The organism is Pseudomonas moorei (genome assembly GCF_042846945.1).
Lineage (GTDB): Bacteria > Pseudomonadota > Gammaproteobacteria > Pseudomonadales > Pseudomonadaceae > Aquipseudomonas > Aquipseudomonas moorei.
This window is the reverse complement of the sequence record NZ_AP035776.1, coordinates 866,727-890,964: the sequence shown is the minus strand read 5'-3', so window position 1 is coordinate 890,964 and position 24,238 is coordinate 866,727. Positions and strand designations below refer to the sequence as shown.

The window sequence follows — 24,238 nt, the reverse complement described above, 5'->3', positions numbered from 1 at the left end:
GTAATGTATGCGAATGGGCGCCGTTGTGCGTTTAGTGTCTGGCTGATGACAGCCAGGCAACGCCCCATCCGAGCCTGACAGGTTGAACCTGCTGCAGCGCCCCTCGGACAGGTGGCGGGAAAACGGTACCCGGTAGAGGTTACCGTTTTGAAACGGGGGCGATTATAGCGGGCTATGCTGATCTTCCAAAGCCTTTCTGTTGGTCAATGTCCGAACGGTAATCGAGACCATAGTCGATGGTTAATAGAGCTCTGGCCCGGGGTCTGCCAAGATACCGCCCATCATTCGGCAAGACGCTCAGGAGTGAATATGAATTTCCACACCCGCAAATGGGTTAAGCCCGAAGACCTCAACCCCAACGGCACCCTGTTCGGCGGCAGCCTGTTGCGCTGGATAGACGAAGAGGCGGCGATTTACGCCATCGTCCAGTTGGGCAACCAGCGCGTCGTCACCAAGTACATTTCGGAAATCAACTTTGTCAGCGCCTCGCGCCAGGGCGACATCATCGAACTGGGTATCACTGCCACCGAATTCGGTCGCACCTCGATCACCCTGACCTGTGAAGTGCGCAACAAGATCACCCGCAAAAGCATCCTCACGGTGGAGAAGATGGTCTTCGTCAACCTGGGCGAAGACGGCTTGCCGGCGCCCCATGGCCGGACCGAGATCAAGTACGTCAAAGACCAGTTCAAGGAAGATGAATTGGTTACCAAGTGACATCGGTGTTGGCTACATCGCGAGCAGGCTCCCTCCTTCAAGGATCACGTTGTACCTGAGGGGGCGAGCCTGCTCGCGAAAACGGTTGTGCAATCACCGAAGATTTACCTGTCTACTGAACAGCCATGAACCACGGGGGTCGTAACTTAATCGCACGCCAGCGGTTCAGGAGTCCCATGGACACTCAAAAAGACGGCAAGACCCCCGACCTCTCGGCCAAAGAGCAGCGCGAGGTCGAAAAGAGCCAGCCACCGCGCGCGGCGGTGCTGCACGAAATCATCCGCACCCAGGGCGATCAAGAGCTTGAGCGCAGCGTCGCCGCGCTCTGGTGGTCGGCGCTGGCCGCCGGCCTGACCATGGGCCTTTCCCTGATGGGCATGGGCTTGCTCAATTCGCGGCTGCCGGAGGGTGAAGGCTTCAAGGTGATCGCCAGTTTCGGGTACTGCGCGGGTTTTCTTGCAGTGATCCTTGCCCGCCAGCAGTTGTTCACGGAAAACACTCTGACTGCTGTGCTGCCGATCATGAGCAAACCCACGCTGGCAAACTTCGGTCGCTTGCTCCGGCTGTGGACGGTGGTGCTGGTCGGCAATCTGTGCGGCACCTTGCTGGTGGCCTACGTCATGCTGAAGCTGCCGATATTCGATAGCAAAACCGATTTGGCCTTTCTGGACATCGGCCGCAAGGTCATGGAAAACCACCCCGGTCAGATGTTCGCCAAGGGCATCGTCTCCGGCTGGATGATCGCCACCATGGTCTGGATGATTCCATCCATGGAGAGCGCCAAGATGTGGATCATCATCCTCATCACCTACCTCATGGCCCTGGGGGATTTCACTCACATCGTGGTCGGTTCGGCCGAGGTTTCCTACCTGGTGTTCGCCGGCGAGCTGCCGTGGAAGGATTTCTGGCTGGTGTTCGCCGGGCCGACGCTGGCAGGGAATATCATCGGCGGCAGTTTCATCTTTGCGCTAATCAGTCATGCGCAAATTCGCAGCGAAAGCGGGGCGCCAAAGGAAGCTGCGGACCGAGACCGGGAGTCCGGTCCGCAGGAGCTCAAAAAATGATCAGGGCAAAAAGGCCGAGGCTCAGCCGGGCACATTGACCACGGCGGCATTGCGTCGCTGCAGATGGATGAAGTACAGCGCCGCCAGTACCGTCAAGCCGCTGACCAGCGCGCCCGTCCAGGGCAGGTCGGCCAGGTCGGCACCGCTGGCGACCACCAGACCGCCGATCCAGGCGCCCGCTGCGTTGCCGAGATTGAATGCACTCTGATTCAGCGTCGAACCCAGGTTCGGCGCCTCATGGGCCTGGTCAATGATCAGCAGTTGCAGGATCGGGCACAGGGCGAAGGCGAAGATTCCCCACAGCACCAGCGTAATGGCGGCCGGGATCACCGAGTGGCTGGTCTGGCTGAACGCGGCCAATACCACCACCACGGCCAGCGCCATGCCCACCAGTGACGGCAGCAGGCGACTGTCTGCCAGGCGCCCGCCGAGCATGCTGCCGGCCGTCAAACCGACGCCGAACAACAGCAGCATGATAGTCACGCCGTGGGGGCTGACGCCGGTGACGTCCTGCAGAATCGGGGCGATGTAGGTAAACACGCTGAACAGACTGGTCGATGCCAACACGCTCATGCCCAGCGCCAGCAGCACGTTGGTTTTGCCCAATACCTTGAATTCGCTGGCCAGGTTGGCCCTGTCCATCGCGATGTGCGTGGGCAGCCACACCCACTGTGCAATCGCGGCAATCACGCCGATCACCGACGCCGCCCAGAAGGTAGAGCGCCAGCCAGCGTATTGTCCGAGTGCCGTGCCCAGCGGCACGCCGAGCACGTTGGCCAGGGTCAGGCCGGTGAACATCATGGCAATCGCCTGGGCCCGTTTGTTGGGTGCGACCAGCCCGGCGGCCACGACCGAGCCGATGCCGAAGAACGCACCGTGACAGAGCGCGGTAATCACCCGCGCGGCCATCAGCGTGGCGTAGTTCGGCGCCAAGGCGCAGAGCATGTTGCCGAGAATGAACATCAGCGTCATGCCCAGCAGCGTGGCCTTTCGCGGCATGTTGGCCGTGCCGACGGCGAGGATCGGCGCACCGAACACCACGCCCAGCGCATAGCCGGTAATCAACAACCCGGCGTGGGGAATGCTCACGGCCAGATCGCGGGCGACGTCGGGCAACAGGCCCATGATGACGAATTCAGTGGTGCCGATGCCGAACGCGGCAACGGCGAGGGCAAGCAAGGCGAGTGGCATGCGCAAGGTCTCTGTCGGTAGTCTTGACGCTGTGATCAGGCATACGCATGCCAAAGTCCGTTCTCGACGAGAGCGGGCAGGGGCAGATTTTATTGGAATTAGTCTGTGCGCAACTGAGTGCGGCGTGGTCGCTTGCAGTATAAACAGCCGCAGACATATGGCGAATCAATTATCCGCCCGAACACTGTAGGAGCGAGCTTGCTCGCGATGAACGCCAACGATGACGCGTGCTTGCTGGCTAGTCGCGTTGCTCTTGGTCTATTCGCGAACAAGCTCGCGCCTGCAGGGGGGCGCGGAAAAATTAAAAAAGGAGTGTGCCGTGCTTGCAACGGCTTTGGTGTTGGTGGCGGCGCTGTTACACGCGGCGTGGAATACCTTGATCAAATTCAGCGCCGAACGGCTGCTGGTGGTGGCCTGCATGGACAGCGTGGCGTTGCTGTTTGTCGCCATCATGCTGCCGTTCGTGGCATTGCCGCCGCTGGAAATCTGGCCGTGGATCCTGGCGTCGGCGGCGTTCGAGTTGCTCTATCGCTACTTGTTGATCCAGGCCTATCGGGTCGGCGACCTGGGCTTGGTCTACCCGCTGATGCGAGGCTTGTCGCCGCTGGTGGTGCTGGCGTTGACGCTGATCTTTGCCGGCGAGGCGCTGACGGATCAGCAGGTTTTCGGAATTCTGCTGATCCCGCTCGGCATGCTGTGCCTGCTTTGGCAGGGCGGCGGCGGTGCACGCTTGCCGTGGTCGATGTTGCCGGTGGTGGCGTTGATCGGCTTGTGCATCGGTTGCTACACCTACATTGACGGCCAGGCGCTGCGGCGCTGGTCGCATCCGCTGGATTACCTGGTCTGGGTGACGTTGCTCAGTGCCTGGCCATTTCCGTTGTTGGCCTGGGTGAGCAAGCGACCGGCCTTCAAGCTGTTCTGGCGTGAGCAGTGGCGATTGGGGCTGGCGGTCGGGTTCTGCGTATTGTTCAGCTACGCTCTGGTGCTGTGGGCCATGCAGTTGGGTTCGATTGCCGAAGCGGCGGCGTTGCGCGAGATCAGTGTGATTCTGGTGGTGCTGTTCGGCATGCGCTATCTGAAAGAACCTTTCGGCAGACCTCGGCTCTTAGCCTGTGGGCTGGTGTTGGTTGGCATGCTGGTCATGAAGTTCTGACCGGCCCGCGAGGGAGCCCGATTGTCTATAACGTGAAGAAGGGACTGCTTTTATGACGGTTGCTCTGTGGTGCATTTTGATCGCGATTTTTCTGCCCTACCTGTGCACGGGGATCGCCAAGGCCAGTGGCCGGTACAACCTGAAAGACAACCATGACCCACGGGACTTTCTCGAGTCACTCAATGGTTTGGGTCGACGCGCACATGCGGCGCAACTGAACGGCTTCGAAGTGACCCCGGCGTTTGCGGCGGCCGTGATCGTGGCGCACCTGGTCGGCAATGCCGAACTGGTGACGATCAATGTGCTGTCGGTGTTGTTCATTACCAGTCGGCTGCTTTACATCATTTGCTATCTGGCGGACTGGGCGATTTTGCGGTCGCTGGTCTGGCTGGTGGGGATGGGCCTGATTGTGTCGTTTTTTGTTGTATCTGTTTGAATCTCTACCGCCGATAACTGCCGCTTCGCGAGCAGGCTCGCCCCCACAGGGGTATGCATTCCAATGTGGGAGCAAGCCTGCTCGCGAAGCTTTTTAGCGGGGAGTTCCGGTCTCAGGGTTTAGTCTTTTCTGCATCCGCCACCTGCGGTACTTGTGGCAATGCCGCCCCTTTGGGCCACAGCATCCAGATCTGCCCCTGCTGCTTCATGTCCCCGGCCAATTGCCCGGCGGCGTCGCCCGTTCCCCAGTACAAGTCCGCGCGTACTTCGCCGGCAATAGCGCCACCGGTGTCCTGTGCCGCCACGGGGCGGACCAGTGCCGTACCGTCCGGTTTGGTGGTCGACAACCACAACAGGCTGCCCAGCGGAATCACTTTGCGATCCACTGCCGCGCTGTACCCCGCCGTCAGCGGGACGTTCAGCGAGCCGCGAGGCCCTTCGTTGCTGTCGGGGTTGCGGGTGAAAAACACATAGCTGGGGTTGCTGCCGAGCAGTTCCGGAATGCGTGTCGGGTTCGCCTTGGCCCAGGTGCTGATCGCACCCATGGTCACGTCCTCTTTCTTCAACTCGCCTTGCTCGACCAGCCAGCGACCGATGGGTCGATACGGATGGCCGTTCTGATCGGCATAAGCGATGCGCAACTGACGGCCACTGTCGAGCTGGATGCGACCCGAGCCCTGGATTTGCAGGAACTGCAGGTTCATCGGGTCGGTCAGCCAGGCCACCACCGGCGCCTTGACGCCCTTGCTCTCGATGGTGGCTGCATCGTCATAAGGTTTGAGCACGCGGCCTTCGAGCCGACCGCGCAGGCGTTTGCCTTTGAGTTCCGGATAGAGGCTGTCCAGCGCAACGATGATCATGTCTTCGGGCACGCCATACACCGGGATGTTCGCCGTTGCGGTCTGGGTCAGGCTGCCGGGGTATACCGGTTCGTAGTAGCCGGTGATCAGGCCATTGGGGTTATCGTTGGCAGCGCGCAGGCCATAGACGTCAAGGTTCTGCTTGAGAAAGCCACGGATTTCGTTGGCGGTCTGCGGAACGTTGGCGGCCGCCGTGCAGGTTGCGCCCCAGACCGGGTCAGTCTTGAGTCGGGTGCAAGCGCTGCGCCACGAGCCGAAACCGGCGACAAGGTCATTGTCCGACACCGCCGGCAGTGCTTCCCACTTGGCACTGGAGTAGGTGGCCAGGGCGTGGGTTTTCGGTTTGTTGTTGTCACCACCGGTGCAGCCTGCGAGCAGGGCCACCATCGGCAGGGTCCAGGCCAGGCTGTGACGCCATGCCTTGAAACGGCTATTCATGGAGTGATTTCCTTTGCCGGTTGCCTGAGTGCTCCATGCGCTCAGGCAACCCTTATCGATAATAGGGCTATTGGTGTTTGCCGATGACGCGAGGATACTGGCCGCCATTTCCCGTGACTTGAAGCCAACATGACTCTTAAAAGACTTTCTGTTGTATTGCTGGCCTGCCTGACGTTGACCGCTTGCGGCGCGGTCGATCCCAACTCGCCGCTCGGTCAGCGCAAGGCTATTTTCAAGCAAATGCTCAAGACCGGCGAAGACCTGGGTGGCATGTTGCGTGGCCGGATTGCATTCGATGGCCAGAAATTCGCTGACGGCGCCGTGAAGCTCGATGCGTTGTCCCATGAGCCATGGAAACATTTTCCGCAAGTGCGCGAAGAAGATCACACCAGCGCCAAAAGCGATGTCTGGGAGCAGCAGGCACGCTTTCAGGCCATGGCCCGCGATCTTGAAAAGGCTACCGGTGAACTGGTGACGGTCAGTCAGGTTCAACCCTACAAGGCCAGCAATCTGGGGCCGGCGGTGCAGAAGGTCGAGGACGCCTGTAGTGCGTGTCATAAAGCGTTTCGGGATCATTGATTGCCTGAGATGACCGGGTAACTGAACAACTGTGGCGAGGGAGCTTGCTCCCGTCGGGTTGCGCAGCAGCCCCAAAGCCATTCAACCGATTTGTATCAGAAAGACCTGGTCGGCCGAATGTGCGACGGCTGCGCCGCCGAGCGGGAGCAAGCTCCCTCGCCACAGCGTTCGTGGACTACTTATCCAGTTCATCCAGCGCGTCCTGCAATTCCTTGCGCGACTCGGCGAGTTTGTCCTTGCGCTTGTTGATCTTGTCGGGATCGCCCTTTTTCATGGCCTTGTCGAGGTCGGCCTGACGAACGCTGACTTCATGTTTGGCGTCGAGGACCCTGTTTTCCCGTTCCTTTTTCAAGGAGGCGTCGGTGCAATGTTCGGTGACTTCGCTCAAGGCTTTTTCCAGGCCGGCCTGCTGGTCCGCATTGCCGTGGGATTTGGCCAGTTCGATCTGATTGATGATGCCTTGCTTCTTGGCGGCGCAGCCCGTCAGCTCCGGTGCCTCTTCAGCGGCCATCAGCGGGGCGGCCAACACGCTGCAGAGGGTCAACAGGGCGAGCGGTGAAAGAAGTTTCATAAAAGCTCCAGGTGAAAAGGCGATCGGGTCAGCGCAGCGATGGCTTGTTTGAGCTCATCGGTACCACAGGGTTCCCGCACGGGCGGGCAGCTGCGGCCGTTAAAAACCGTCGATCCCCACCCTGCGTAAAGTTTCACTCAAGGCCAGGACCTGCGGGTCGCGGAAAAATGCGCTCAATTGCGCCGCGCGTCCCGGGCCGATCCCGGCCTCGGCCTGCCATTGTCCGGTGTCTCGCCGGGCCAGTTCCTGCCAGGAATCGGCAAGGTTCGCTTTGCCTGTCGGCGGCAAACCCAGTGCTTTCAACCAGCGTATAAAAGGGCGTTGCCGGGCACTGTTGAAACTGTCCACGAGACGAGCGGCACTGCGCTCGCCGAAACCGTCAATGTTAGCAAGCTCTTGAGCATCGAGGGTCAACCAATCCAGCAGGTTGTTCAGATGACCTGCCGCAAGCAATCTTTCCCAGGTGCCAGGGCCGACATGGGGCAAGGCCAGGCCCTGCTTGCCACTGAGCCAGGACAGGCGCGCAAGAAACTGACTTTCGCAGCCCGGCGTCGGTTGCCAGCAACTGAGCGGATGAAAGTCTTCTGCCGCCGGCACCCTCAGGTCTGGGCGCAGGGTGCTACGCAATACGACGTCATCCAGCCTCGGAATGGTCAGGCCCGCCAGGCTGATCGCGACCTGGTCGCCCGGACGGATATCCAGGGTTTGCCAGCGCTGCAGGGAGCCCACGCTGACGCGTTTGATTTGCCGGTCATCGAGTGTCACCGGTGTCAGCTCCAGTAGCGGGGTGATGCGCCCGGTCCGGCCAACCTTGAAGTGAACCTTGCGCACTTCGGCCAGCGCCTGAGCGAAAGGGTATTTCCAGGCGGCGATCCAATACGGCGGTTTGGCCTGCCAGCGTTCGGCGGGCGGGCGCTGCTCCTGGCGCAGGACGATGCCATCAGTGGCGAAGGGAAGGGGCGAGCGATACCAGTGATCACGCCAGCGTTCGGCGTCGGCGAAACCACTGATCGGCTGGCTGTAGGCAGAGCTATCGGGGAAGCCCAGCGTATTCAGGGCTGCATGACGGGCGAGCAAACTCGCAGGCCCCTGTGGCCAGTCCCAGACAAACAGACCGATACCCGCCGTCTGTCCGGCATCCAGCACCTTGCGGGCCATCAGGCCGGCCACCGTGGTGCGGGCATTGAGGCTGCCGGCCCGGACTTGTACGTGGTCGGTCAGGCGCCAGTAGAGTTCGCCTTGCACGACCAAGTCCAGTGGTTGCGACAGTTGACCGGGAATGTCCGGTATCTGGCGCGCCGCGGCCGTCCAGTCCTGGCCACTTACACCGTCGCCGCGACTGATGGCTTGCACAAGCAGGCCACCGCGATACACCAGGGTGACCGCCACACCGTCGACTTTGGGTTGAACCCACACATCGGAGCGATCCCGCAGCCAATGCTCGACGGCGCGGGCATCGCGCAGTTTTTCCAGGCCAGTGTGGACGACAGGGTGGGGAACCGTGCCGCGCGCGGTGCGCAGCGGATCTGTGGAGGGGGCGAGGTTGAAGCATTGGCGCCAATCGATGAGGCGTGTGCGGGACTGGTCATACAGTTCATCGGTGACCAGTGAGCGTCCCTGGCGGTGATAGTGGTCGTCCCAGGTGTCGATTTGTTTTTGCAGGGCGGTGATTTCGATCAAGGCCCGTTCAGAAGGCCAGTCGGGGCATTGGTCTGCCTGGGCGTTCAGGCAGGAGAAAATGAACAGGCAGGTAAAAAACAGGCGCAGGTTGCGGAACATCGCGAGCGTCCTTGCTCATGGGGATGTTTGAAAGCTAGGTCAGTAATGGTGGGTGCGAGGAACGGGAGTTTTGCCGGGTATTTCTGCTGGCAGTGCCGGCCTTTTCGCGGGCAAGCCCCGTTCCCACAGGGTTCGATGGTGTACACAGAATATGCGCCCGCCCAATCCTTGCTCGCGAAGGCGGTGATGCGGTGAGCATAAAAAAGCCCTGCACGGCGAACCGTGCAGGGCTTTTGGGGACCGCGGGGAAGGCTTACAGGCCGGCAGCGGAGCGCAGGGCTTCGGCGCGGTCGGTTTTTTCCCAGGTGAATGTGGTGAAGGTGTCGTCGCCCACAGTCTTGGTTGTCGGGGTGCGACCGAAGTGGCCGTACGCAGCGGTTTCGCGGTACATCGGGTGCAGCAGGTCAAGCATCTTGGTGATGGCGTATGGGCGCAGGTCGAAGATTTCGCGGACCAGTTTGACGATTTTGTCGTCGCTGATCTTGCCGGTGCCGAAGGTGTTCAACGAGATCGACGTCGGCTGGGCGACGCCGATGGCGTAGGAAACCTGAATCTCGCAGCGTTCGGCCAGACCAGCAGCGACGATGTTCTTGGCGACATAACGGCCGGCGTAGGCCGCCGAACGGTCAACCTTCGATGGATCCTTGCCGGAGAACGCGCCACCGCCGTGACGGGCCATGCCGCCGTAGCTGTCAACGATGATCTTGCGACCGGTCAGGCCGCAGTCGCCGACCGGGCCGCCGATGATGAACTGGCCAGTCGGGTTGATGTGGAACTGGGTGTCCTTGGACAGCAGTTCGGCCGGCAGCACGTGCTTGACGATCAGCTCCATCACGCCTTCGCGCAGGTCGTTGTACGACACATCCGGGTTGTGCTGGGTCGACAGAACAACGGCGTCGATGCCGACAACCTTGCCGTTTTCGTAGCGGCAGGTCACTTGCGACTTGGCATCCGGACGCAGCCAGGGCAGCAGGCCGGATTTGCGGGCTTCGGCTTGCCTTTGTACAAGCTGGTGCGAGAAGGTGATCGGTGCAGGCATCAGCACGTCGGTTTCGTTGCTGGCGTAGCCGAACATCAGGCCCTGGTCGCCAGCGCCCTGATCTTCAGGCTTGGCACGGTCGACGCCCTGGTTGATGTCAGGGGACTGCTTGCCGATGATGTTCATCACGCCGCAGGTCGCGCCGTCGAAACCGACGTTGGAGCTGGTGTAGCCGATGTCGGTGATCACGTCACGAACGATCTGCTCCAGGTCAACCCAGGCCGAGGTGGTGACTTCGCCGGCGATGATCGCCACGCCCGTTTTCACCAGAGTCTCGCACGCCACACGGGCGAACTTGTCTTCAGCAATGATGGCGTCCAGCACCGCATCAGAAATCTGGTCGGCGATTTTGTCCGGATGCCCTTCAGACACGGACTCGGAGGTGAAAAGGGAGTATTCGCTCATCTCGATGTTTTCCTGATATTTACCGATGGTGAGTGTCGCCAGTCGACCGCTGAAAATGGCGGACCTGAATCTGGAAACCATTACGTAAGCCTACATAGAGGCTTTCCCCGGGAACGAGTCCCGCAGCGGTGGCCCAACGGGCCAGATCGTCCTGTTCAAACCCCAACCAGAGATCACCGCAGGCTTCCCTGGCCCAACTCTGGTTGTGGCTACATAACTCTGTCACTAACAGGCTACCGCCTGGTTGCAGCAAGTCGGCCATGTGCTTGAGCGCTTCGGCCGGCGCGGCGAAATGGTGCAGCACCATGTTCAGTACAACGCAATCTGCCGTCAGGCTGACGCCATTCAATGCATCGGCCAGTTGCAGGGTAACGTTAGCCAGCGCGTCGCGTTCGCAAACCTGGCGGGCCAGTTCAAGCATCGCCGAGCTGTTATCCAGCGCCGTGACCTGAGCGAAACGGCGCGCCAGTTCCGGCAGAAAAGCGCCATCACCGGGGCCGACTTCAATCGCCGTGGCGTCAGCGCTGAAGCTCAATTTGTCGAGCAAGGCCACCACGCTTTCGCGGTACTGCGGCAGGCCGGCAATCAAGTCTTGCTGGGCGCGAAATTTCTCCGCGACCCGTGAGAAAAAGTCCTGGCTGGCGGCTGCCCGTTGTCCATGGACCTGAGCAATTCGTGACTGCACATCGACAGGCAGGGGCAGGTTGTCCACTTCTTCGAGCAAGGCGGCGTGCAGCTTGCCGCCCAGCAGTTCGGTGTGGGGCAGGGCGCGACGGTAGAAAATCGCATTGCCTTCACGGCGGGTCGCCACCAGGTCGGCCTGGGCCAGTACCTTGAGGTGATGACTCATGCCGGACTGGCCGATGCCGAAGATCTGCGCCAGCTCCAGTACGCCAAACGAGTCGTTGGCCAGTGCGCGCAATACATTCAACCGCAGAGGATCGCCGCCGGCCTTGCACAGGGCCGCCAGGTCATCGCAATCGTCATGTCGAATGGAAGGCGCGCGTAGATTCATAAGGCCGGCAGTCTAGACACGCGCCGAAAGCACCGCAAGGGCAATATCAAAAAGTTTTGATATTGCACGATAAATGGCACTTCTCACGAGGTGGTTAACTCTACAAGCGAACAGCGGAAAGGTTTCATCAGTCGAAACCGCCGTAAACCATGGGAAAAACGTCTCCAGATGACTATCTGTCATTGCCCCGAGGCGGCCGGGTGAGGGAAAATGCTCGCCTTTTTTCCGTTTCGTTTATTCAAACCCCAGGAGATCAGCGATGCCTAGCCGTCGTGAGCGTGCCAACGCCATTCGTGCCCTCAGCATGGATGCCGTGCAAAAAGCCAACAGCGGCCATCCCGGTGCCCCCATGGGTATGGCGGATATCGCCGAAGTGCTTTGGCGCGACTACCTCAAGCACAACCCGAGCAATCCATCGTTCGCCGACCGTGACCGCTTCGTGCTGTCCAACGGTCACGGCTCGATGTTGATCTACTCGCTGCTGCACCTGACCGGCTACGACCTGTCGATCGACGACCTGAAGCAGTTCCGCCAACTGCACAGCCGCACCCCGGGTCACCCGGAATTCGGTTACACCCCGGGCGTCGAGACCACCACCGGTCCACTGGGTCAGGGCCTGGCCAACGCCGTGGGTTTTGCCCTGGCTGAAAAAGTCATGGCGGCGCAGTTCAACCGTCCAGGGCACAACATCGTTGACCACCACACCTACGTTTTCCTGGGTGATGGCTGCATGATGGAAGGCATTTCCCACGAAGTCGCTTCCCTGGCCGGTACCTTGGGCCTGGGCAAGCTGATTGCCTTCTACGATGACAACGGCATTTCCATCGACGGCGAAGTCGAAGGCTGGTTCACCGACGACACGCCGAAGCGTTTCGAAGCCTACAACTGGCAAGTGATCCGCAATGTCGACGGTCACGACCCGGAAGAAATCAAGACCGCGATCGAGACTGCACGCAAGAGCCCGCTGCCGACCCTGATCTGCTGCAAGACCACCATCGGCTTCGGTTCGCCGAACAAGCAAGGCAAGGAAGACTGCCACGGCGCCCCGCTGGGTGACGCGGAAATCGCCCTGACCCGTGCGGCGCTGAAGTGGAACCATGGCCCGTTCGAAATCCCGGCCGACATCTACGCCGAGTGGGACGCCAAGGAAGCCGGCCGCGCCGTCGAAGCCGAGTGGGACCAGCGTTTCGCGGCCTACTCCGCCGCTTTCCCGACTGAAGCCAACGAGCTGATCCGTCGCCTGAGCGGCGAGCTGCCGGCTGACTTCAGCGAAAAAGCCGATGCCTACATCGCCGAAGTGGACGCCAAAGGCGAAACCATCGCCAGCCGCAAGGCCAGCCAGAACGCGCTGAACGCGTTCGGTCCGCTGCTGCCCGAGTTCCTCGGCGGTTCGGCTGACCTGGCCGGTTCCAACCTGACCCTGTGGAAAGGCTGCAAGGGCGTCACCGCTGATGACGCCAGCGGCAACTACATGTACTACGGTGTGCGCGAGTTCGGCATGACCGCCATCATGAACGGCGTTGCCCTGCACGGCGGCCTGGTGCCTTACGGCGCGACCTTCCTGATGTTCATGGAATACGCCCGCAATGCCGTGCGCATGTCGGCCCTGATGAAGCAGCGCGTGATCCATGTCTACACCCACGACTCCATCGGTCTGGGCGAAGACGGTCCGACTCACCAGCCAATCGAGCAACTGGCCAGCCTGCGCTGCACGCCGAACCTCGACACCTGGCGTCCAGCCGATGCCGTTGAATCGGCGGTGAGCTGGAAGTATGCGCTGGAGCGTAAAGACGGTCCTTCGGCCCTGATCTTCTCGCGTCAGAACCTGCAACACCAAACCCGTTCTGCCCTGCAGATCGCCGACATCAGCCGCGGTGGCTACGTGTTGAAAGATTGCGCGGGCGAGCCTGAGCTGATCCTGATCGCCACCGGTTCGGAAGTTGGCCTGGCCGTACAGGCCTTCGACAAACTGACCGAGCAGGGCCGCAAGGTACGTGTGGTTTCCATGCCGTGCACCAGCGTGTTCGATGCCCAGGACGCCGGTTACAAGCAGTCGGTTCTGCCGTTGCAAGTCAGCGCCCGTATCGCCATCGAGGCCGCTCACGCGGACTACTGGTACAAGTACGTCGGCCTGGAAGGTCGCGTGATCGGCATGACCACCTACGGCGAGTCGGCGCCTGCGCCTGCCTTGTTCGAAGAGTTCGGCTTCACCCTGGAAAACATCCTGGGTCAGGCTGAAGAGCTGCTGGAAGACTAAGCACAACGCGGCGGTTTCACGACCGCCGCGATTCCCTTGTAGGAGCGAGCAGGCTCGCGATGGTGGCCCAGACAACGCGGGTATTCAGGCACCCAGCGTTATCGTTAGCGACCATCGCGAGCCGGCTCGCTCCTACAGTGGGGTGTGTTGCACACAAGAATTTCGTCTGACTGCGTCTATCGAGAACCCCATGCCTCAACCGCGTCCCTACAAAGTTGCACTCAACGGCTACGGCCGGATTGGTCGTTGCGTCTTGCGTGCGTTGTTCGAGCGAGGCGAGAAGGCCGGGTTTGAAATTGTCGCGATCAACGATCTGGCCGACATGGCCAGCATCGAATACCTGACACGCTTCGACTCCACCCACGGGCGCTTTCCCGGCGAGGTGAAGGTCGACGGCGATTGTCTGCATATCAATGGCAACTGCGTGAAGGTCCTGCGCAGTGCCACCCCCGAAAACATCGATTGGGCGTCCCTGGGCGTCGATCTGGTGCTGGAGTGCTCCGGCGCCTACCACACCCGCGCAGACGGCCAGCGTTTTCTCGACGCCGGCGCGCCACGGGTGCTGTTTTCCCAGCCGATGGCCAGCGAGTCGGATGTCGACGCCACCATCGTCTACGGCGTGAACCAGGATTGCCTGACCGGTGATGAACTGCTGGTGTCCAACGCGTCCTGCACCACCAACTGCGGCGTGCCGTTGTTGCGCCTGCTGGATCAGGCGATTGGTCTGGAGTATGTATCGATCACCACCATTCACTCGGCGATGAACGATCAGCCGGTGATCGATGCGTATCACCATGAAGACCTGCGTCGCACCCGTTCGGCGTTTCAGTCGGTGATTCCGGTGTCCACTGGTCTGGCGCGCGGCATCGAACGCCTGTTGCCGGAACTTGCCGGGCGAATTCAGGCCAAAGCCGTACGGGTGCCAACGGTTAACGTGTCTTGCCTCGACATTACGATGCAGACCGTCAGCGATACCGATGCCGTCGAGGTCAACCGGATCCTGCGCGAGGCTGCCACCAGCGGCCCGCTCAAAGGCCTTTTGGCCTACACCGAGCTCCCCCATGCAAGCTGTGATTTCAATCATGACCCACATTCGGCCATCGTCGATGCCAGTCAGACCCGTGTTTCCGGCCCCCGGCTGGTCAACATCCTGGCCTGGTTCGACAACGAATGGGGTTTTGCCAACCGAATGCTGGATGTAGCAGAACATTATCTGCAAACAGCTACTTCACTTTCTGTCTCTACAAAACAGTAACTCAGGAAATGCGACCCATGACCGTGTTGAAGATGTCCGACCTCGATCTGCAAGGTAAGCGCGTATTGATCCGCGAAGACCTCAACGTCCCAGTCAAGGACGGAGTTGTCACCAGCGACGCGCGAATCCTGGCTTCGCTGCCGACCATCAAGCTGGCCCTGGAAAAAGGCGCGGCCGTGATGGTTTGTTCGCACCTTGGCCGTCCGACCGAAGGTGAATTCTCGGCCGAGAACAGCCTCAAGCCAGTCGCCGACTACCTGAGCAAGGCCCTGGGCCGTGAAGTGCCGCTGGTGGCTGACTACCTGGGCGGCGTTGACGTCAAGGCCGGCGACATCGTGCTGTTCGAAAACGTGCGCTTCAACAAGGGCGAGAAAAAGAACGCTGACGAACTGGCCCAGCAATACGCCGCCCTGTGCGACGTGTTTGTGATGGACGCCTTCGGCACCGCTCACCGTGCCGAGGGTTCGACCCACGGCGTGGCCAAGTTCGCCAAAGTTGCTGCGGCAGGTCCCCTGCTGGCTGCCGAGCTGGAAGCACTGGGCAAAGCGCTCGGCGCCCCGGCCAAGCCTATGGCCGCCATCGTCGCGGGCTCCAAGGTGTCGACCAAGCTCGACGTGCTGAACAGCCTGAGCCAGATCTGCGACCAGTTGATCGTCGGCGGCGGCATCGCCAACACCTTCCTCGCGGCTGCCGGTCACCCGGTCGGCAAGTCCCTGTACGAGCCGGACCTGCTCGACACCGCTCGCGCCATCGCCGCCAAGGTCAGCGTGCCGCTGCCGGTGGACGTGGTAGTGGCCAAGGAATTCGCTGAAAGCGCCGAAGCGACCGTCAAGCTGATCGCCGACGTGGCGGCCGACGACATGATCCTGGACATCGGCCCACAGACCGCAGCGAATTTCGCCGAGCTGCTGAAGTCGTCGAAAACCATCCTGTGGAATGGCCCGGTCGGCGTGTTCGAATTCGATCAGTTCGGTAACGGCACCAAAGTGCTGGCCCAGGCCATCGCGGACAGCGCGGCATTCTCCATTGCCGGCGGCGGCGACACCCTGGCCGCTATCGATAAGTATGGCGTTGCCGGGCAAATCTCCTACATTTCTACCGGTGGCGGCGCGTTCCTCGAATTCGTCGAAGGCAAAGTGCTGCCAGCCGTTGAAGTCCTGGAAAGCCGGGCCAAGGCCTGAGGGTCGCCCGTTTGACCTGGCAAGGGAGTGTTCACATGGTCAAGACGCTAGCGCTGTTGGTCGTCGCGGGCTCACTGGCGGCTTGCGGGAGTAACCCGAAAGCCACGCCGGAGCCTGCGCCGGTTGCGCCCCAGAACGGCTGCTACCAGGCCGAGTGGCAGGCGGAAACCAATCCGGTGATCAACAAGCGTTCCGGGCCTGATGGCCTGGACAAATACGAGACACAGACCCCCGCCAAGGAACATGGTTGCCCTTGACGGGTCTGACTGATTACTCAGGGCTGGCGGCGTGTGCTGTCAGTCGAGGAGCACGGATGAAAGGTTTTATCGCCGTCGCGGCGTTGTCGTTGCTGGCCGGTTGTTCTCAGTTGAACCTGTTCCAGTCGTCCGCTCCTGTGGATAACTGGACCACCTGGACCTGCGACAGCCAGGCCAAAGTGCTTTGGCGCTACACCGATGACAGCCGCAAGGCAGTTGATGTGCGCCTGGGCGGTGCCGATCAGGTCTACCGCTTGAAGCAGGAGCCGGGCGCGTCCGGTTCGTTGTACAGCGACAACATGCTGGCGTTTCACATAAAAGGTGAGGAAGGCCTGGTTTACTGGGTCGCCACCAATGATTTGATCGGGCGTGGTTGTAAAGCGCAATGATTGACACACCACGGACCCAATGTGGGAGCGAGCCTGCTCGCGATGGTCGCTAACGATAACGCTGGCTATCTGGTTAAACGCGTTGTCCAGAAGTCCATCGCGAGCGGGCTCGCTCCCACAGGGATCTTTGTAGTGTTTGAGGTTTTGGTAACACCGAATTCGCAGCCCGGGCCAACCCCCGATCTGCAATAACTTGAATAGCCGCCGCCGCTACGGCAGGCTGGCACGATTAACGACCCAAACCGGGAGAGACACACACAATGGCACTTATCAGCATGCGCCAGATGCTGGACCACGCAGCCGAGTTCGGCTACGGCGTTCCAGCCTTCAACGTCAACAACCTTGAGCAGATGCGCGCCATCATGGAAGCCGCTGACAAGACTGACTCCCCGGTGATCGTCCAGGCTTCGGCCGGTGCTCGCAAATACGCCGGCGCGCCGTTCCTGCGTCACCTGATTCTGGCGGCAATCGAAGAATTCCCGCACATCCCGGTGTGCATGCACCAGGACCACGGCACCAGCCCTGACGTCTGCCAGCGTTCCATCCAGCTGGGCTTCAGCTCGGTCATGATGGACGGCTCCCTGGGCGAAGACGGCAAGACCCCGACCGACTACGACTACAACGTCCGTGTCACCCAGCAAACCGTGGCCATGGCTCACGCCTGCGGCGTTTCGGTAGAAGGCGAGCTGGGCTGCCTGGGTTCGCTGGAAACCGGCATGGCCGGTGAAGAAGACGGTATCGGTGCCGAAGGCGTTCTGGATCACAGCCAGATGCTGACCGACCCGGAAGAAGCCGCTGACTTCGTCAAGCGTACTCAGGTCGATGCCCTGGCCATCGCCATCGGCACCAGCCACGGCGCCTACAAGTTCACCAAGCCACCTACCGGCGACGTGCTGGCGATCGATCGCATCAAGGAAATCCACAAGCGCATCCCGAACACTCACCTGGTGATGCACGGTTCGTCTTCGGTTCCGCAAGAGTGGCTGGCGATCATCAACCAGTACGGCGGCGACATCAAAGAAACCTACGGCGTACCGGTTGAAGAAATCGTTGAAGGCATCAAGCACGGCGTGCGCAAGGTCAACATCGACACCGACCTGCGTCTGGCATCCACTGGCGCAATGCGTCGCCTGATGGCCACCAACCCGAGCGAATTCGATCCGCGTAAATTCTTCGGCGCCACCGTGACGGCCATGCGCGACGTGTGCATTGCTCGCTACGAAGCCTTCGGCACTGCGGGCAACGCTTCGAAGATCAAGCCGATCTCCCTGGAAGCGATGTTCCAGCGTTACCTGAAAGGTGAGTTGAACGCCAAGGTCAACTAAGCCTCCAGCGTTTGATTTGCATGAAAAACCCGTCGGAAGGCGGGTTTTTTTATGGGCGTGTTAAAAGTCAAAGCTTGAATCTATTCATTTTATTAGTTGTAGGAAGAGTTGCTCAATGAGCAGGTATTTTTCCGTTTGTTTTGGTGGCCTTTGACAGGGTATAGGGCATGCGCTAAATGAGTTTGTCGATGGCTGGATTGCCATCGATTTTGTTTATTCATGGAAGAGGAACTTGAGCATGTTTTCTGGAAAAAATATCAAGCAATCAGGTCTTTATGTTTTATCGATGTTGTTCATGGGGGCTGGCTTGGCCGGCGCCCATGCGGCAGACCGCTTTTTTACGGCCTCCATTGATAGCAAAGGTGCAGTGATAAGGCAGTCGCCCGAATGGATCAGTGGTGTGAAACATTACCCCCGGCCGGGATACTTTTCTGAATATGAAATATCCCTCAAGGCTGGCGTATTTGAGCGAGCATCAGAGTTCTGCTCTGTATCAGTTACCGATGTTGAGTCATACGACGATTTGTTATTCGCTCAAGCCAAACTGGCTGGAACGCCGACGACGCGTAAGTTGAAAGTGATCACCCAAGTATCAGGCAGTTCAGAAAAGGATGTGGGGACGTCGAAGAGTTTCATGCTGATGTGCGTTCGCTAGACTTCAGGACGAGCAAGTGATCCGGCGGGTTTTCGGTCGCGCCGGGTCACTCTGTTGCAGCCTCGTCAGGTGTTTCGGGACTTGAAAGACAAGACCGTTATTTATCGTGATCAATGTCCAGCTTGCTGAACGTCACCATCCCGCCCTCGCTGGTATATCCGGTGTTGTCCTGCACATACACCCCAGCCTTGAAGTACAACGGTTTATCGCGCCACGTCGCGCTGATATTGGTATCCCACTGGTAACCCGCCGCGCTGATGCCAAGCGCGCCCCCAGGGCTGAGGTGGATGAGGTAGGAGAACTGCTGATTGAGTTTCACACCGGTGGCGATGGTGATCACCCGGCCCTCATCGTCATCGGGATGCATGCGCACTTTGGCGACGATATTGCCGTTCAAGGTCGAGGTCTTGTATTGGTACTCGACCTTCACCAAGGGCTTCTGGCTTTTATAGGCATGGATCTGGCCAATCACGATCTTGCCCGAACTGGGCACCTGGTTCACCGCGAGGGTGGCGCGCAGGGAGTTGTCGGCGTCCGGGTAGTACCAGTTTTTCAGCGTGCCATTGCTGTAGGTTTCTCGCAGTTCGGTGCGTGGGTAGATGGCATTTTCAGTGCGCGAGCCGGTCACCGGGGTCCAGAAGAACAGCGTGCCGGTGTCGGAATGGAAGTATTGATCCTTGAAGCCGTTCACCAGTTTGGAGGTTTCAACGGTGTATGGCGGGCTGCCGACAGGAACGCTGAGGTTCCAGGTTGCGAGGTCGATCATAGTCAGAAACTTCCACGAATTTTTTACTGCACGCGCGTGCCAATCGCTCTAGCACGCGCCTTTGGGCGGCCTTTATAAGCGTAGAGGACTTCTTTGTTAACGCCCGTCCGGCGGTTTGCTGGCGTCAACATCCTGTCGAAATGCCATCTATCCCGGTTTTAGCGGGCTGTAGCGCCGACCGTTAGTCGGCAAATGAACCCTTCAGTTAAATGATGGCGCTCTGACACCTTCTGATTTTCCGGATCCGGGTCTAGAGTGAAGGCTTAGTATTTGTCCGGTTTTCACAAGAGCCCGGCCTGACGTCCCGAATATAGAGAAGCAGCATGGAATGCGCCCACCCGAAGCCAGTCGAAGGCAGCTCAACCTTATTAATCGTCGACGATTACCCTGAAAACCTGATCAGCATGCGCGCGTTGTTGCAGCGCCAGGACTGGCAAGTCATCACCGCGGCTTCGGGTTTCGAAGCCCTCAGCCTGTTGCTGGAACACGATGTCGACCTGGTGCTGCTGGATGTGCAGATGCCGGGCATGGATGGTTTTGAAGTCGCGCGCCTGATGCGCGGCAGTCAGCGAACCTGCCTCACACCGATAATTTTCCTGACGGCCAATGAACAGTCCCAGGATGCCGTGATCAAGGGCTATGCCAGTGGCGCGGTGGATTACCTGTTCAAGCCGTTCGACCCGCAAATTCTCAAGCCCAAGGTTCAGGCATTGCTGGAGCACCAGCGTAATCGCCGGGCATTGCAGCGCCTGAGCCATGACCTGGAAGTCGCTCGCGCCTTCAATGCCTCGGTGTTGGATAACGCCGCCGAGGGTATTCTGGTGGTTGGCGAAGACGGCCGGATCGGCTTTGCCAACCCGGCGATCTCGCGGCTGCTCACGGCCCCGGTGCAAGAACTGCAAGGCCGGGAGTTTCTGGATTTCCTGCAAAAACCGCATGTCCCGGTCTGGGCCGATTCGGATCTGTTGGCCGGGTACAGGCGCGGCGAAACCTTGCGTCTGCACGATGCGCTGTTGCGTACCGCGCCCGGACAGCAGGTGCCCGTGGCCCTGTCCTGCGCGCCGTTGCCCGCCGAACAGCGGGCGATGGTGGTGACGATCCAGGACATGTCGGTGGTGCGTCACCTGCATCAGCAACTGGAATCCCAGGCGGTCACCGACCCGCTCACCGGGCTGCTCAATCGGCGCGGTTTTTACCAGACCGTGGAGAACCTGCTGCTGCGCGGCGAGCGCTCCGACAGTGCCTGGGTGCTGTTGTACCTGGACCTCGATGGCTTCAAGCGAGTCAACGATTCCCTCGGTCACGATGCCGGCGACCGGGTGCTGCGTTGGGTGTCCGAGCAACTGAAGGCCTGCCTGCGGCCGTTCGATATCCTGGCGCGCATGGGCGGCGACGAATTCACCGCGTTTCTGGACCTGGAATTCCCGGAGCAAGCGGCCAAGATCGCGGAAAAACTGATCGAGCGGGTTTCGATTTGTCAGCAGATCGACGGTCTGGATATTGCCTTGGGTGCGAGCATCGGCATCGCCACATTCCCGGATTGCGGTGCCAATCTGGACGGGTTGCTGCGGGCTTCCGACATCGCCATGTACGAGGCCAAGCGCGCCGGGCGACAACAATATCGCTTTTACGATCATGAAATGAACGGACGGGCACGCTCGCGGCTGATGCTCGAAGAAAGTGTGCGCACGGCCATCGAGAATCGCGATTTCAATCTGGTGTATCAACCCCTGGTGTCCATCGCCGACGGGCAGATTCGTGGCTTCGAGGCGTTGCTGCGCTGGCAGCACCCCAGCGTTGGCGATGTGCCCCCAGGGCTGTTTTTGCCGTTGCTGGAAGAGGCGCGGTTGATCAGTCGGCTGGGCAGCTGGATTTACCATCGCGGTGCCGGGCAGCGCAAAGCCTGGGAAACGCTGTTTGCCGAGGATCTGGTGCTGGGCGTCAGTTTGAGCAGCACGCAATTTGCCATGCCCAATCTGGTCACCGAGTTGCGCCAGGTGCTGGAGCGACATGGCTTGCAGGCGCGTCACCTGGAAGTCGAGGTGACGGAAGAGGCCTTGATGCATCATCCGGAAGAAACCCGTAAACAGCTGCGGTTGCTGCGTAATCTTGGGGTCCGGGTCGCGCTGGATGACTTCGGTTCCGGCCCCTGTTCGCTGGCTCATTTGCGCGATCTGGAACTGGATACGCTCAAACTTGACCGCCATTTGATCGCCCGGCTACCGGATTCTTCACGGGATGCAGCGCTGGTGCGCAATGTCATTGAGCTGTGCAAGCAGTACGGGATGCTGGTGATTGCCGAAGGGGTGGAAACCATGGCGCAGTACGACTGGCTGCAAGCCCATGGCTGCGAATATGTGCAGGGCTTTCTGGTATCGCGTCCGATGATGGCCGAGGACACCGGCCACTTTGCGCAGCCGTTTGACTGGAGCGCGCTGACGCGCTGAATTCGCTACACTGGCGACCTTTTCGTCACTTGTGTTGCCGCACCGATGACCGCGTTGAAATACCTCCAGGCTTATCCCGCCACGTTGCAGGACCAGGTACGCCAGTTGATCGCTGACGATCGGCTGGGCGACTACCTGAGCCAGCGTTACCCGGAAAAACACGGCGTGCAGAGCGATAAGGCGCTGTACACCTACGCGCTCGACCTCAAGCAGGAATACCTGCGCAACGCACCGGCCATCGACAAGGTGTTGTTCGACAACCGTCTGGACCTGACTCACCGGGCACTGGGGCTGCACACAACGATTTCCCGGATACAGGGCGGCAAGCTCAAGGCCAAGAAGGAAATTCGCATCGCCTCGCTGTTCAAGGAAGCGCCTTCCGAGTTTCTGAAAATGATCGTGGTACATGAGTTGGCGCACTTCAAGGAATCCGATCACAACAAGGCGTTCTACAAACTGTGCGAACACATGCTGCCGGGCTATCACCAGGTGGAGTTCGATGTGCGGGTGTACCTGACCTGGCGGGATATGCAATAAAAGAAAAGGATCGTCAGATGGATGTCAGCAAGACCAAAAGCAGCTTCTACCGTCGCCTGTATGTGGCGTATCTGATCGACAGCGGACTGGCCAGCAGCGTCCCGGCATTGACCGAGGTCACCGGGATGCCACGACGCACGGCCCAGGACACCATCGCCGCGTTGGCGGACCTGGATATCGTTTGCGAGTTCGAGCAGGAAGAGGGCGCACGCAATCACGCTGGGCGCTATCGGATTCGCGAGTGGGGAGCGATCGATCGGGGATGGATCGAGCGTAATTTGCGGCAGATCAAGGCGGTGCTGGAGTATCCCTGAGATTTTGTGGCGCCAGTGATGACGCCATCGCGGGCAAGCCACGCTCCCACAAGGTTTGTATCGTTCGCAAAAACTGTGGGAGCTGGCTTGCCAGCGATGGGTTCCTTACTGGCGACGCATGCCTATATGTGGAATGCCATCCTCGACATACACCTCACCCGCCACCACAAACCCGTACCGCCCGTAGTACCCCTGCAAATGCGCCTGGGCAGAGAGGTAGATCGGGATCTCGGGCCAGTACTTTTCGGCCTGCTTCAGCGCCTGGGCCATCAGCTCGTGACCCAGCCCGGTGCCCCGTGCAGCGGGAGCAATGACCACTCGCCCGATCACCACGTCGCCGCCCTGTAGCTCGGGGTCCAGCAGGCGCAGATAGGCCACCAGGCGATCGCCGTCCCACGCCATCAAATGGCAGGTGTCACCTTCCAGGTCCTGGCCATCGATATCCTGATAGACGCATTTCTGTTCGACGACAAATACCTCTGCGCGCAATTGCAGAATGGCGTACAGCTGTTCCTTGCCCAGATCGCTATGGTGTTTGCAGACCCAATCGATTGTCATGTTCCTGATTCCCTGAAAACGTCCCTGAGATACTAAGCGCCTCGACGCTGGATGTCTTGGAGGCGGAGAAATCTGTGACAAAGACCAAAATGCCATCATTCATTTCTCGCGCGGTTGTCTTCTTTGTGTAATCTGGGATCAAGCGATGTGCAGTGGCTTCAATGAGCTAACGTTAGTGCCTGGGCGTGCCGGTATGGGGCTTGGAGTTTGGCTGAAAACACGTCGGGCAGCCCGCCCGCTAAGGATTTTCTAGCATGCCGCGATTGCATCGAGCCTTTGCTTTGATTGGATTGCTGTTGCTGACTCAAAGTGCCGCGGCGGAGAAGCTGCGACTGGTGGCGGATGCCTGGCCTCCGTTTACCGATGCCACGCTGGTCAATGGTGGGTTGGCCACCGATATTGTCAGCACCGCCCTGGCGCGCGCCGGCTATGCCAGCGATTTCGAGCAGGTGCCTTGGGCACGCGCACTGTTGGGCGTGGGCGAAGGACGCTACGACGTGCTGGTCAACGCCTGGTACACCGACGAGCGCACAAAGCTCGGCCAGTTTTCATCTGAGTACCTGCTCAATCGCGTGCGCTTTCTCAAGCGCAAGGACGCGCCGATCGAATTCAATAATCTGCAGCAACTGCACACCTACCCGATCGCGGTCGTGCGTGGCTATGCCTATTCGGCGGCGTTCGATGAAGACGAATCCCTGCAGAAAGTCCCGGTACACAGCTTTGCCATGGCCGTGCGGATGGTCGCCGCCGACAGGGTCAAGCTGACCCTGGAAGACGAGTACGTCGCCCGCTATTACCTGGCCCGTGAATCAGCCAAGGTGCGTAACGCGGTGGAGTTCCTGCCCAAGCCCCTGAGCGAGAACAGCCTGCACATTCTGGTCAGCCTGAAGAACCCGCAGCATGAGCAGATCGTCGCGGGTTTCGACCGCGAGATCGCGGCGATGAAGGCGGATGGCAGTTATGAGCGGTTGATGAAGCAGCATGGGATGTAGGCTTTGTGGCGGGGCTGATGGCCTCATCGCTGGCAAGCCAGCTCCCACAGTGTCCGGTG

At 60.0% G+C, this 24,238-nt stretch carries 24 protein-coding genes and 1 riboswitch; of the genes, 16 read left to right on the top strand and 8 right to left on the bottom strand.

The window, feature by feature from the left end:
• Positions 1 to 8 precede the first annotated feature (8 nt).
• A riboswitch (S-adenosyl-L-homocysteine riboswitch) is annotated at positions 9 to 111 on the bottom strand.
• Positions 112 to 309: 198 nt separating this feature from the next.
• Positions 310 to 717, top strand: a complete 408-nt coding sequence (locus tag ACGJAX_RS04240; RefSeq protein WP_003229043.1) for an acyl-CoA thioesterase — start codon at positions 310 to 312, stop codon at positions 715 to 717.
• A 176-nt stretch (positions 718 to 893) separates the two neighbouring features.
• The gene (locus ACGJAX_RS04235) at positions 894 to 1,781 is read left to right on the top strand and encodes a formate/nitrite transporter family protein (RefSeq protein ID WP_090325977.1); all 888 of its coding nucleotides are present in this window, start codon (positions 894 to 896) and stop codon (positions 1,779 to 1,781) included.
• 21 nt (positions 1,782 to 1,802) lie between these two features.
• Here the strand turns inward: ACGJAX_RS04235 and ACGJAX_RS04230 are convergent, their stop codons facing one another.
• Entirely contained in the window at positions 1,803 to 2,972 is a 1,170-nt protein-coding gene (locus tag ACGJAX_RS04230) for an MFS transporter (protein ID WP_390957513.1), read from the bottom strand.
• A 319-nt stretch (positions 2,973 to 3,291) separates the two neighbouring features.
• On the opposite strand from ACGJAX_RS04230, the gene ACGJAX_RS04225 reads away from it, so the two are divergent.
• Positions 3,292 to 4,125 (top strand): EamA family transporter, encoded by an 834-nt coding sequence (locus tag ACGJAX_RS04225; RefSeq protein WP_090325970.1) that lies wholly within the window; start codon positions 3,292 to 3,294, stop codon positions 4,123 to 4,125.
• A gap of 52 nt (positions 4,126 to 4,177) precedes the next feature.
• The gene (locus tag ACGJAX_RS04220; protein ID WP_090325967.1) at positions 4,178 to 4,561 is read left to right on the top strand and encodes an MAPEG family protein; all 384 of its coding nucleotides are present in this window, start codon (positions 4,178 to 4,180) and stop codon (positions 4,559 to 4,561) included.
• Between the two features lie 112 nt (positions 4,562 to 4,673).
• Here ACGJAX_RS04220 and ACGJAX_RS04215 read toward each other — a convergent pair whose 3' ends face one another.
• On the bottom strand, positions 4,674 to 5,858 hold the full coding sequence (locus tag ACGJAX_RS04215) for an MltA domain-containing protein (RefSeq protein WP_390957509.1): 1,185 nt from the start codon (positions 5,856 to 5,858) through the stop codon (positions 4,674 to 4,676).
• A 129-nt stretch (positions 5,859 to 5,987) separates the two neighbouring features.
• On the opposite strand from ACGJAX_RS04215, the gene ACGJAX_RS04210 reads away from it, so the two are divergent.
• Positions 5,988 to 6,437 (top strand): cytochrome c, encoded by a 450-nt coding sequence (locus tag ACGJAX_RS04210; protein ID WP_247254475.1) that lies wholly within the window; start codon positions 5,988 to 5,990, stop codon positions 6,435 to 6,437.
• Between the two features lie 175 nt (positions 6,438 to 6,612).
• On the opposite strand, the gene ACGJAX_RS04205 is transcribed toward ACGJAX_RS04210, so the two are convergent.
• The 4 genes from ACGJAX_RS04205 to ACGJAX_RS04190 all read right to left on the bottom strand — a co-directional run bounded on the left by ACGJAX_RS04205 (position 6,613) and on the right by ACGJAX_RS04190 (position 11,246).
• Positions 6,613 to 7,008, bottom strand: a complete 396-nt coding sequence (locus ACGJAX_RS04205) for a DUF1090 family protein (protein WP_390957506.1) — start codon at positions 7,006 to 7,008, stop codon at positions 6,613 to 6,615.
• 99 nt (positions 7,009 to 7,107) lie between these two features.
• On the bottom strand, positions 7,108 to 8,787 hold the full coding sequence (gene ligB / locus ACGJAX_RS04200; protein ID WP_390957504.1) for an NAD-dependent DNA ligase LigB: 1,680 nt from the start codon (positions 8,785 to 8,787) through the stop codon (positions 7,108 to 7,110).
• A 253-nt stretch (positions 8,788 to 9,040) separates the two neighbouring features.
• The gene (gene metK, locus ACGJAX_RS04195; protein WP_247254478.1) at positions 9,041 to 10,231 is read right to left on the bottom strand and encodes a methionine adenosyltransferase; all 1,191 of its coding nucleotides are present in this window, start codon (positions 10,229 to 10,231) and stop codon (positions 9,041 to 9,043) included.
• Between the two features lie 19 nt (positions 10,232 to 10,250).
• On the bottom strand, positions 10,251 to 11,246 hold the full coding sequence (locus ACGJAX_RS04190; protein ID WP_090325948.1) for a metalloregulator ArsR/SmtB family transcription factor: 996 nt from the start codon (positions 11,244 to 11,246) through the stop codon (positions 10,251 to 10,253).
• A gap of 259 nt (positions 11,247 to 11,505) precedes the next feature.
• On the opposite strand from ACGJAX_RS04190, the gene tkt reads away from it, so the two are divergent.
• From tkt to ACGJAX_RS04155, 7 genes are all read left to right on the top strand, one after another.
• Positions 11,506 to 13,503 (top strand): transketolase, encoded by a 1,998-nt coding sequence (gene tkt / locus ACGJAX_RS04185; RefSeq protein ID WP_390957501.1) that lies wholly within the window; start codon positions 11,506 to 11,508, stop codon positions 13,501 to 13,503.
• A 190-nt stretch (positions 13,504 to 13,693) separates the two neighbouring features.
• Positions 13,694 to 14,758, top strand: coding sequence for an erythrose-4-phosphate dehydrogenase (gene epd / locus ACGJAX_RS04180; protein WP_090325941.1), 1,065 nt, complete (start codon positions 13,694 to 13,696; stop codon positions 14,756 to 14,758).
• Positions 14,759 to 14,775: 17 nt separating this feature from the next.
• Positions 14,776 to 15,939, top strand: a complete 1,164-nt coding sequence (locus ACGJAX_RS04175) for a phosphoglycerate kinase (protein WP_247254481.1) — start codon at positions 14,776 to 14,778, stop codon at positions 15,937 to 15,939.
• A 35-nt stretch (positions 15,940 to 15,974) separates the two neighbouring features.
• The gene (locus tag ACGJAX_RS04170) at positions 15,975 to 16,196 is read left to right on the top strand and encodes a hypothetical protein (RefSeq protein ID WP_090325935.1); all 222 of its coding nucleotides are present in this window, start codon (positions 15,975 to 15,977) and stop codon (positions 16,194 to 16,196) included.
• 56 nt (positions 16,197 to 16,252) lie between these two features.
• Entirely contained in the window at positions 16,253 to 16,585 is a 333-nt protein-coding gene (locus ACGJAX_RS04165) for an MliC family protein (RefSeq protein WP_090325932.1), read from the top strand.
• A gap of 260 nt (positions 16,586 to 16,845) precedes the next feature.
• Positions 16,846 to 17,910, top strand: a complete 1,065-nt coding sequence (fba, locus tag ACGJAX_RS04160) for a class II fructose-bisphosphate aldolase (RefSeq protein WP_019694035.1) — start codon at positions 16,846 to 16,848, stop codon at positions 17,908 to 17,910.
• A 238-nt stretch (positions 17,911 to 18,148) separates the two neighbouring features.
• The gene (locus tag ACGJAX_RS04155) at positions 18,149 to 18,565 is read left to right on the top strand and encodes a hypothetical protein (protein ID WP_390957497.1); all 417 of its coding nucleotides are present in this window, start codon (positions 18,149 to 18,151) and stop codon (positions 18,563 to 18,565) included.
• Positions 18,566 to 18,662: 97 nt separating this feature from the next.
• On the opposite strand, the gene ACGJAX_RS04150 is transcribed toward ACGJAX_RS04155, so the two are convergent.
• Positions 18,663 to 19,331, bottom strand: a complete 669-nt coding sequence (locus tag ACGJAX_RS04150; protein ID WP_390957495.1) for a polysaccharide lyase family 7 protein — start codon at positions 19,329 to 19,331, stop codon at positions 18,663 to 18,665.
• A gap of 323 nt (positions 19,332 to 19,654) precedes the next feature.
• On the opposite strand from ACGJAX_RS04150, the gene ACGJAX_RS04145 reads away from it, so the two are divergent.
• From ACGJAX_RS04145 to ACGJAX_RS04135, 3 genes are read left to right on the top strand one after another with little or no spacing between them, the layout of a single operon-like run.
• Entirely contained in the window at positions 19,655 to 21,778 is a 2,124-nt protein-coding gene (locus ACGJAX_RS04145; protein ID WP_390957493.1) for an EAL domain-containing protein, read from the top strand.
• A gap of 45 nt (positions 21,779 to 21,823) precedes the next feature.
• Positions 21,824 to 22,315 carry a M48 family metallopeptidase gene (locus ACGJAX_RS04140; RefSeq protein ID WP_248916684.1) on the top strand — a complete coding sequence of 164 codons (492 nt, stop codon included), beginning with the start codon at positions 21,824 to 21,826 and terminating at the stop codon, positions 22,313 to 22,315.
• A 17-nt stretch (positions 22,316 to 22,332) separates the two neighbouring features.
• Positions 22,333 to 22,629 (top strand): helix-turn-helix domain-containing protein, encoded by a 297-nt coding sequence (locus ACGJAX_RS04135; protein ID WP_007894945.1) that lies wholly within the window; start codon positions 22,333 to 22,335, stop codon positions 22,627 to 22,629.
• 105 nt (positions 22,630 to 22,734) lie between these two features.
• Here the strand turns inward: ACGJAX_RS04135 and ACGJAX_RS04130 are convergent, their stop codons facing one another.
• Positions 22,735 to 23,187 carry a GNAT family N-acetyltransferase gene (locus tag ACGJAX_RS04130; protein ID WP_247254486.1) on the bottom strand — a complete coding sequence of 151 codons (453 nt, stop codon included), beginning with the start codon at positions 23,185 to 23,187 and terminating at the stop codon, positions 22,735 to 22,737.
• 254 nt (positions 23,188 to 23,441) lie between these two features.
• Here ACGJAX_RS04130 and ACGJAX_RS04125 point away from each other — a divergent pair, with 254 nt between their 5' ends.
• Complete coding sequence (locus ACGJAX_RS04125) at positions 23,442 to 24,179, top strand: transporter substrate-binding domain-containing protein (RefSeq protein ID WP_390957490.1); 738 nt, start codon at positions 23,442 to 23,444, stop codon at positions 24,177 to 24,179.
• Positions 24,180 to 24,238 lie beyond the last annotated feature (59 nt).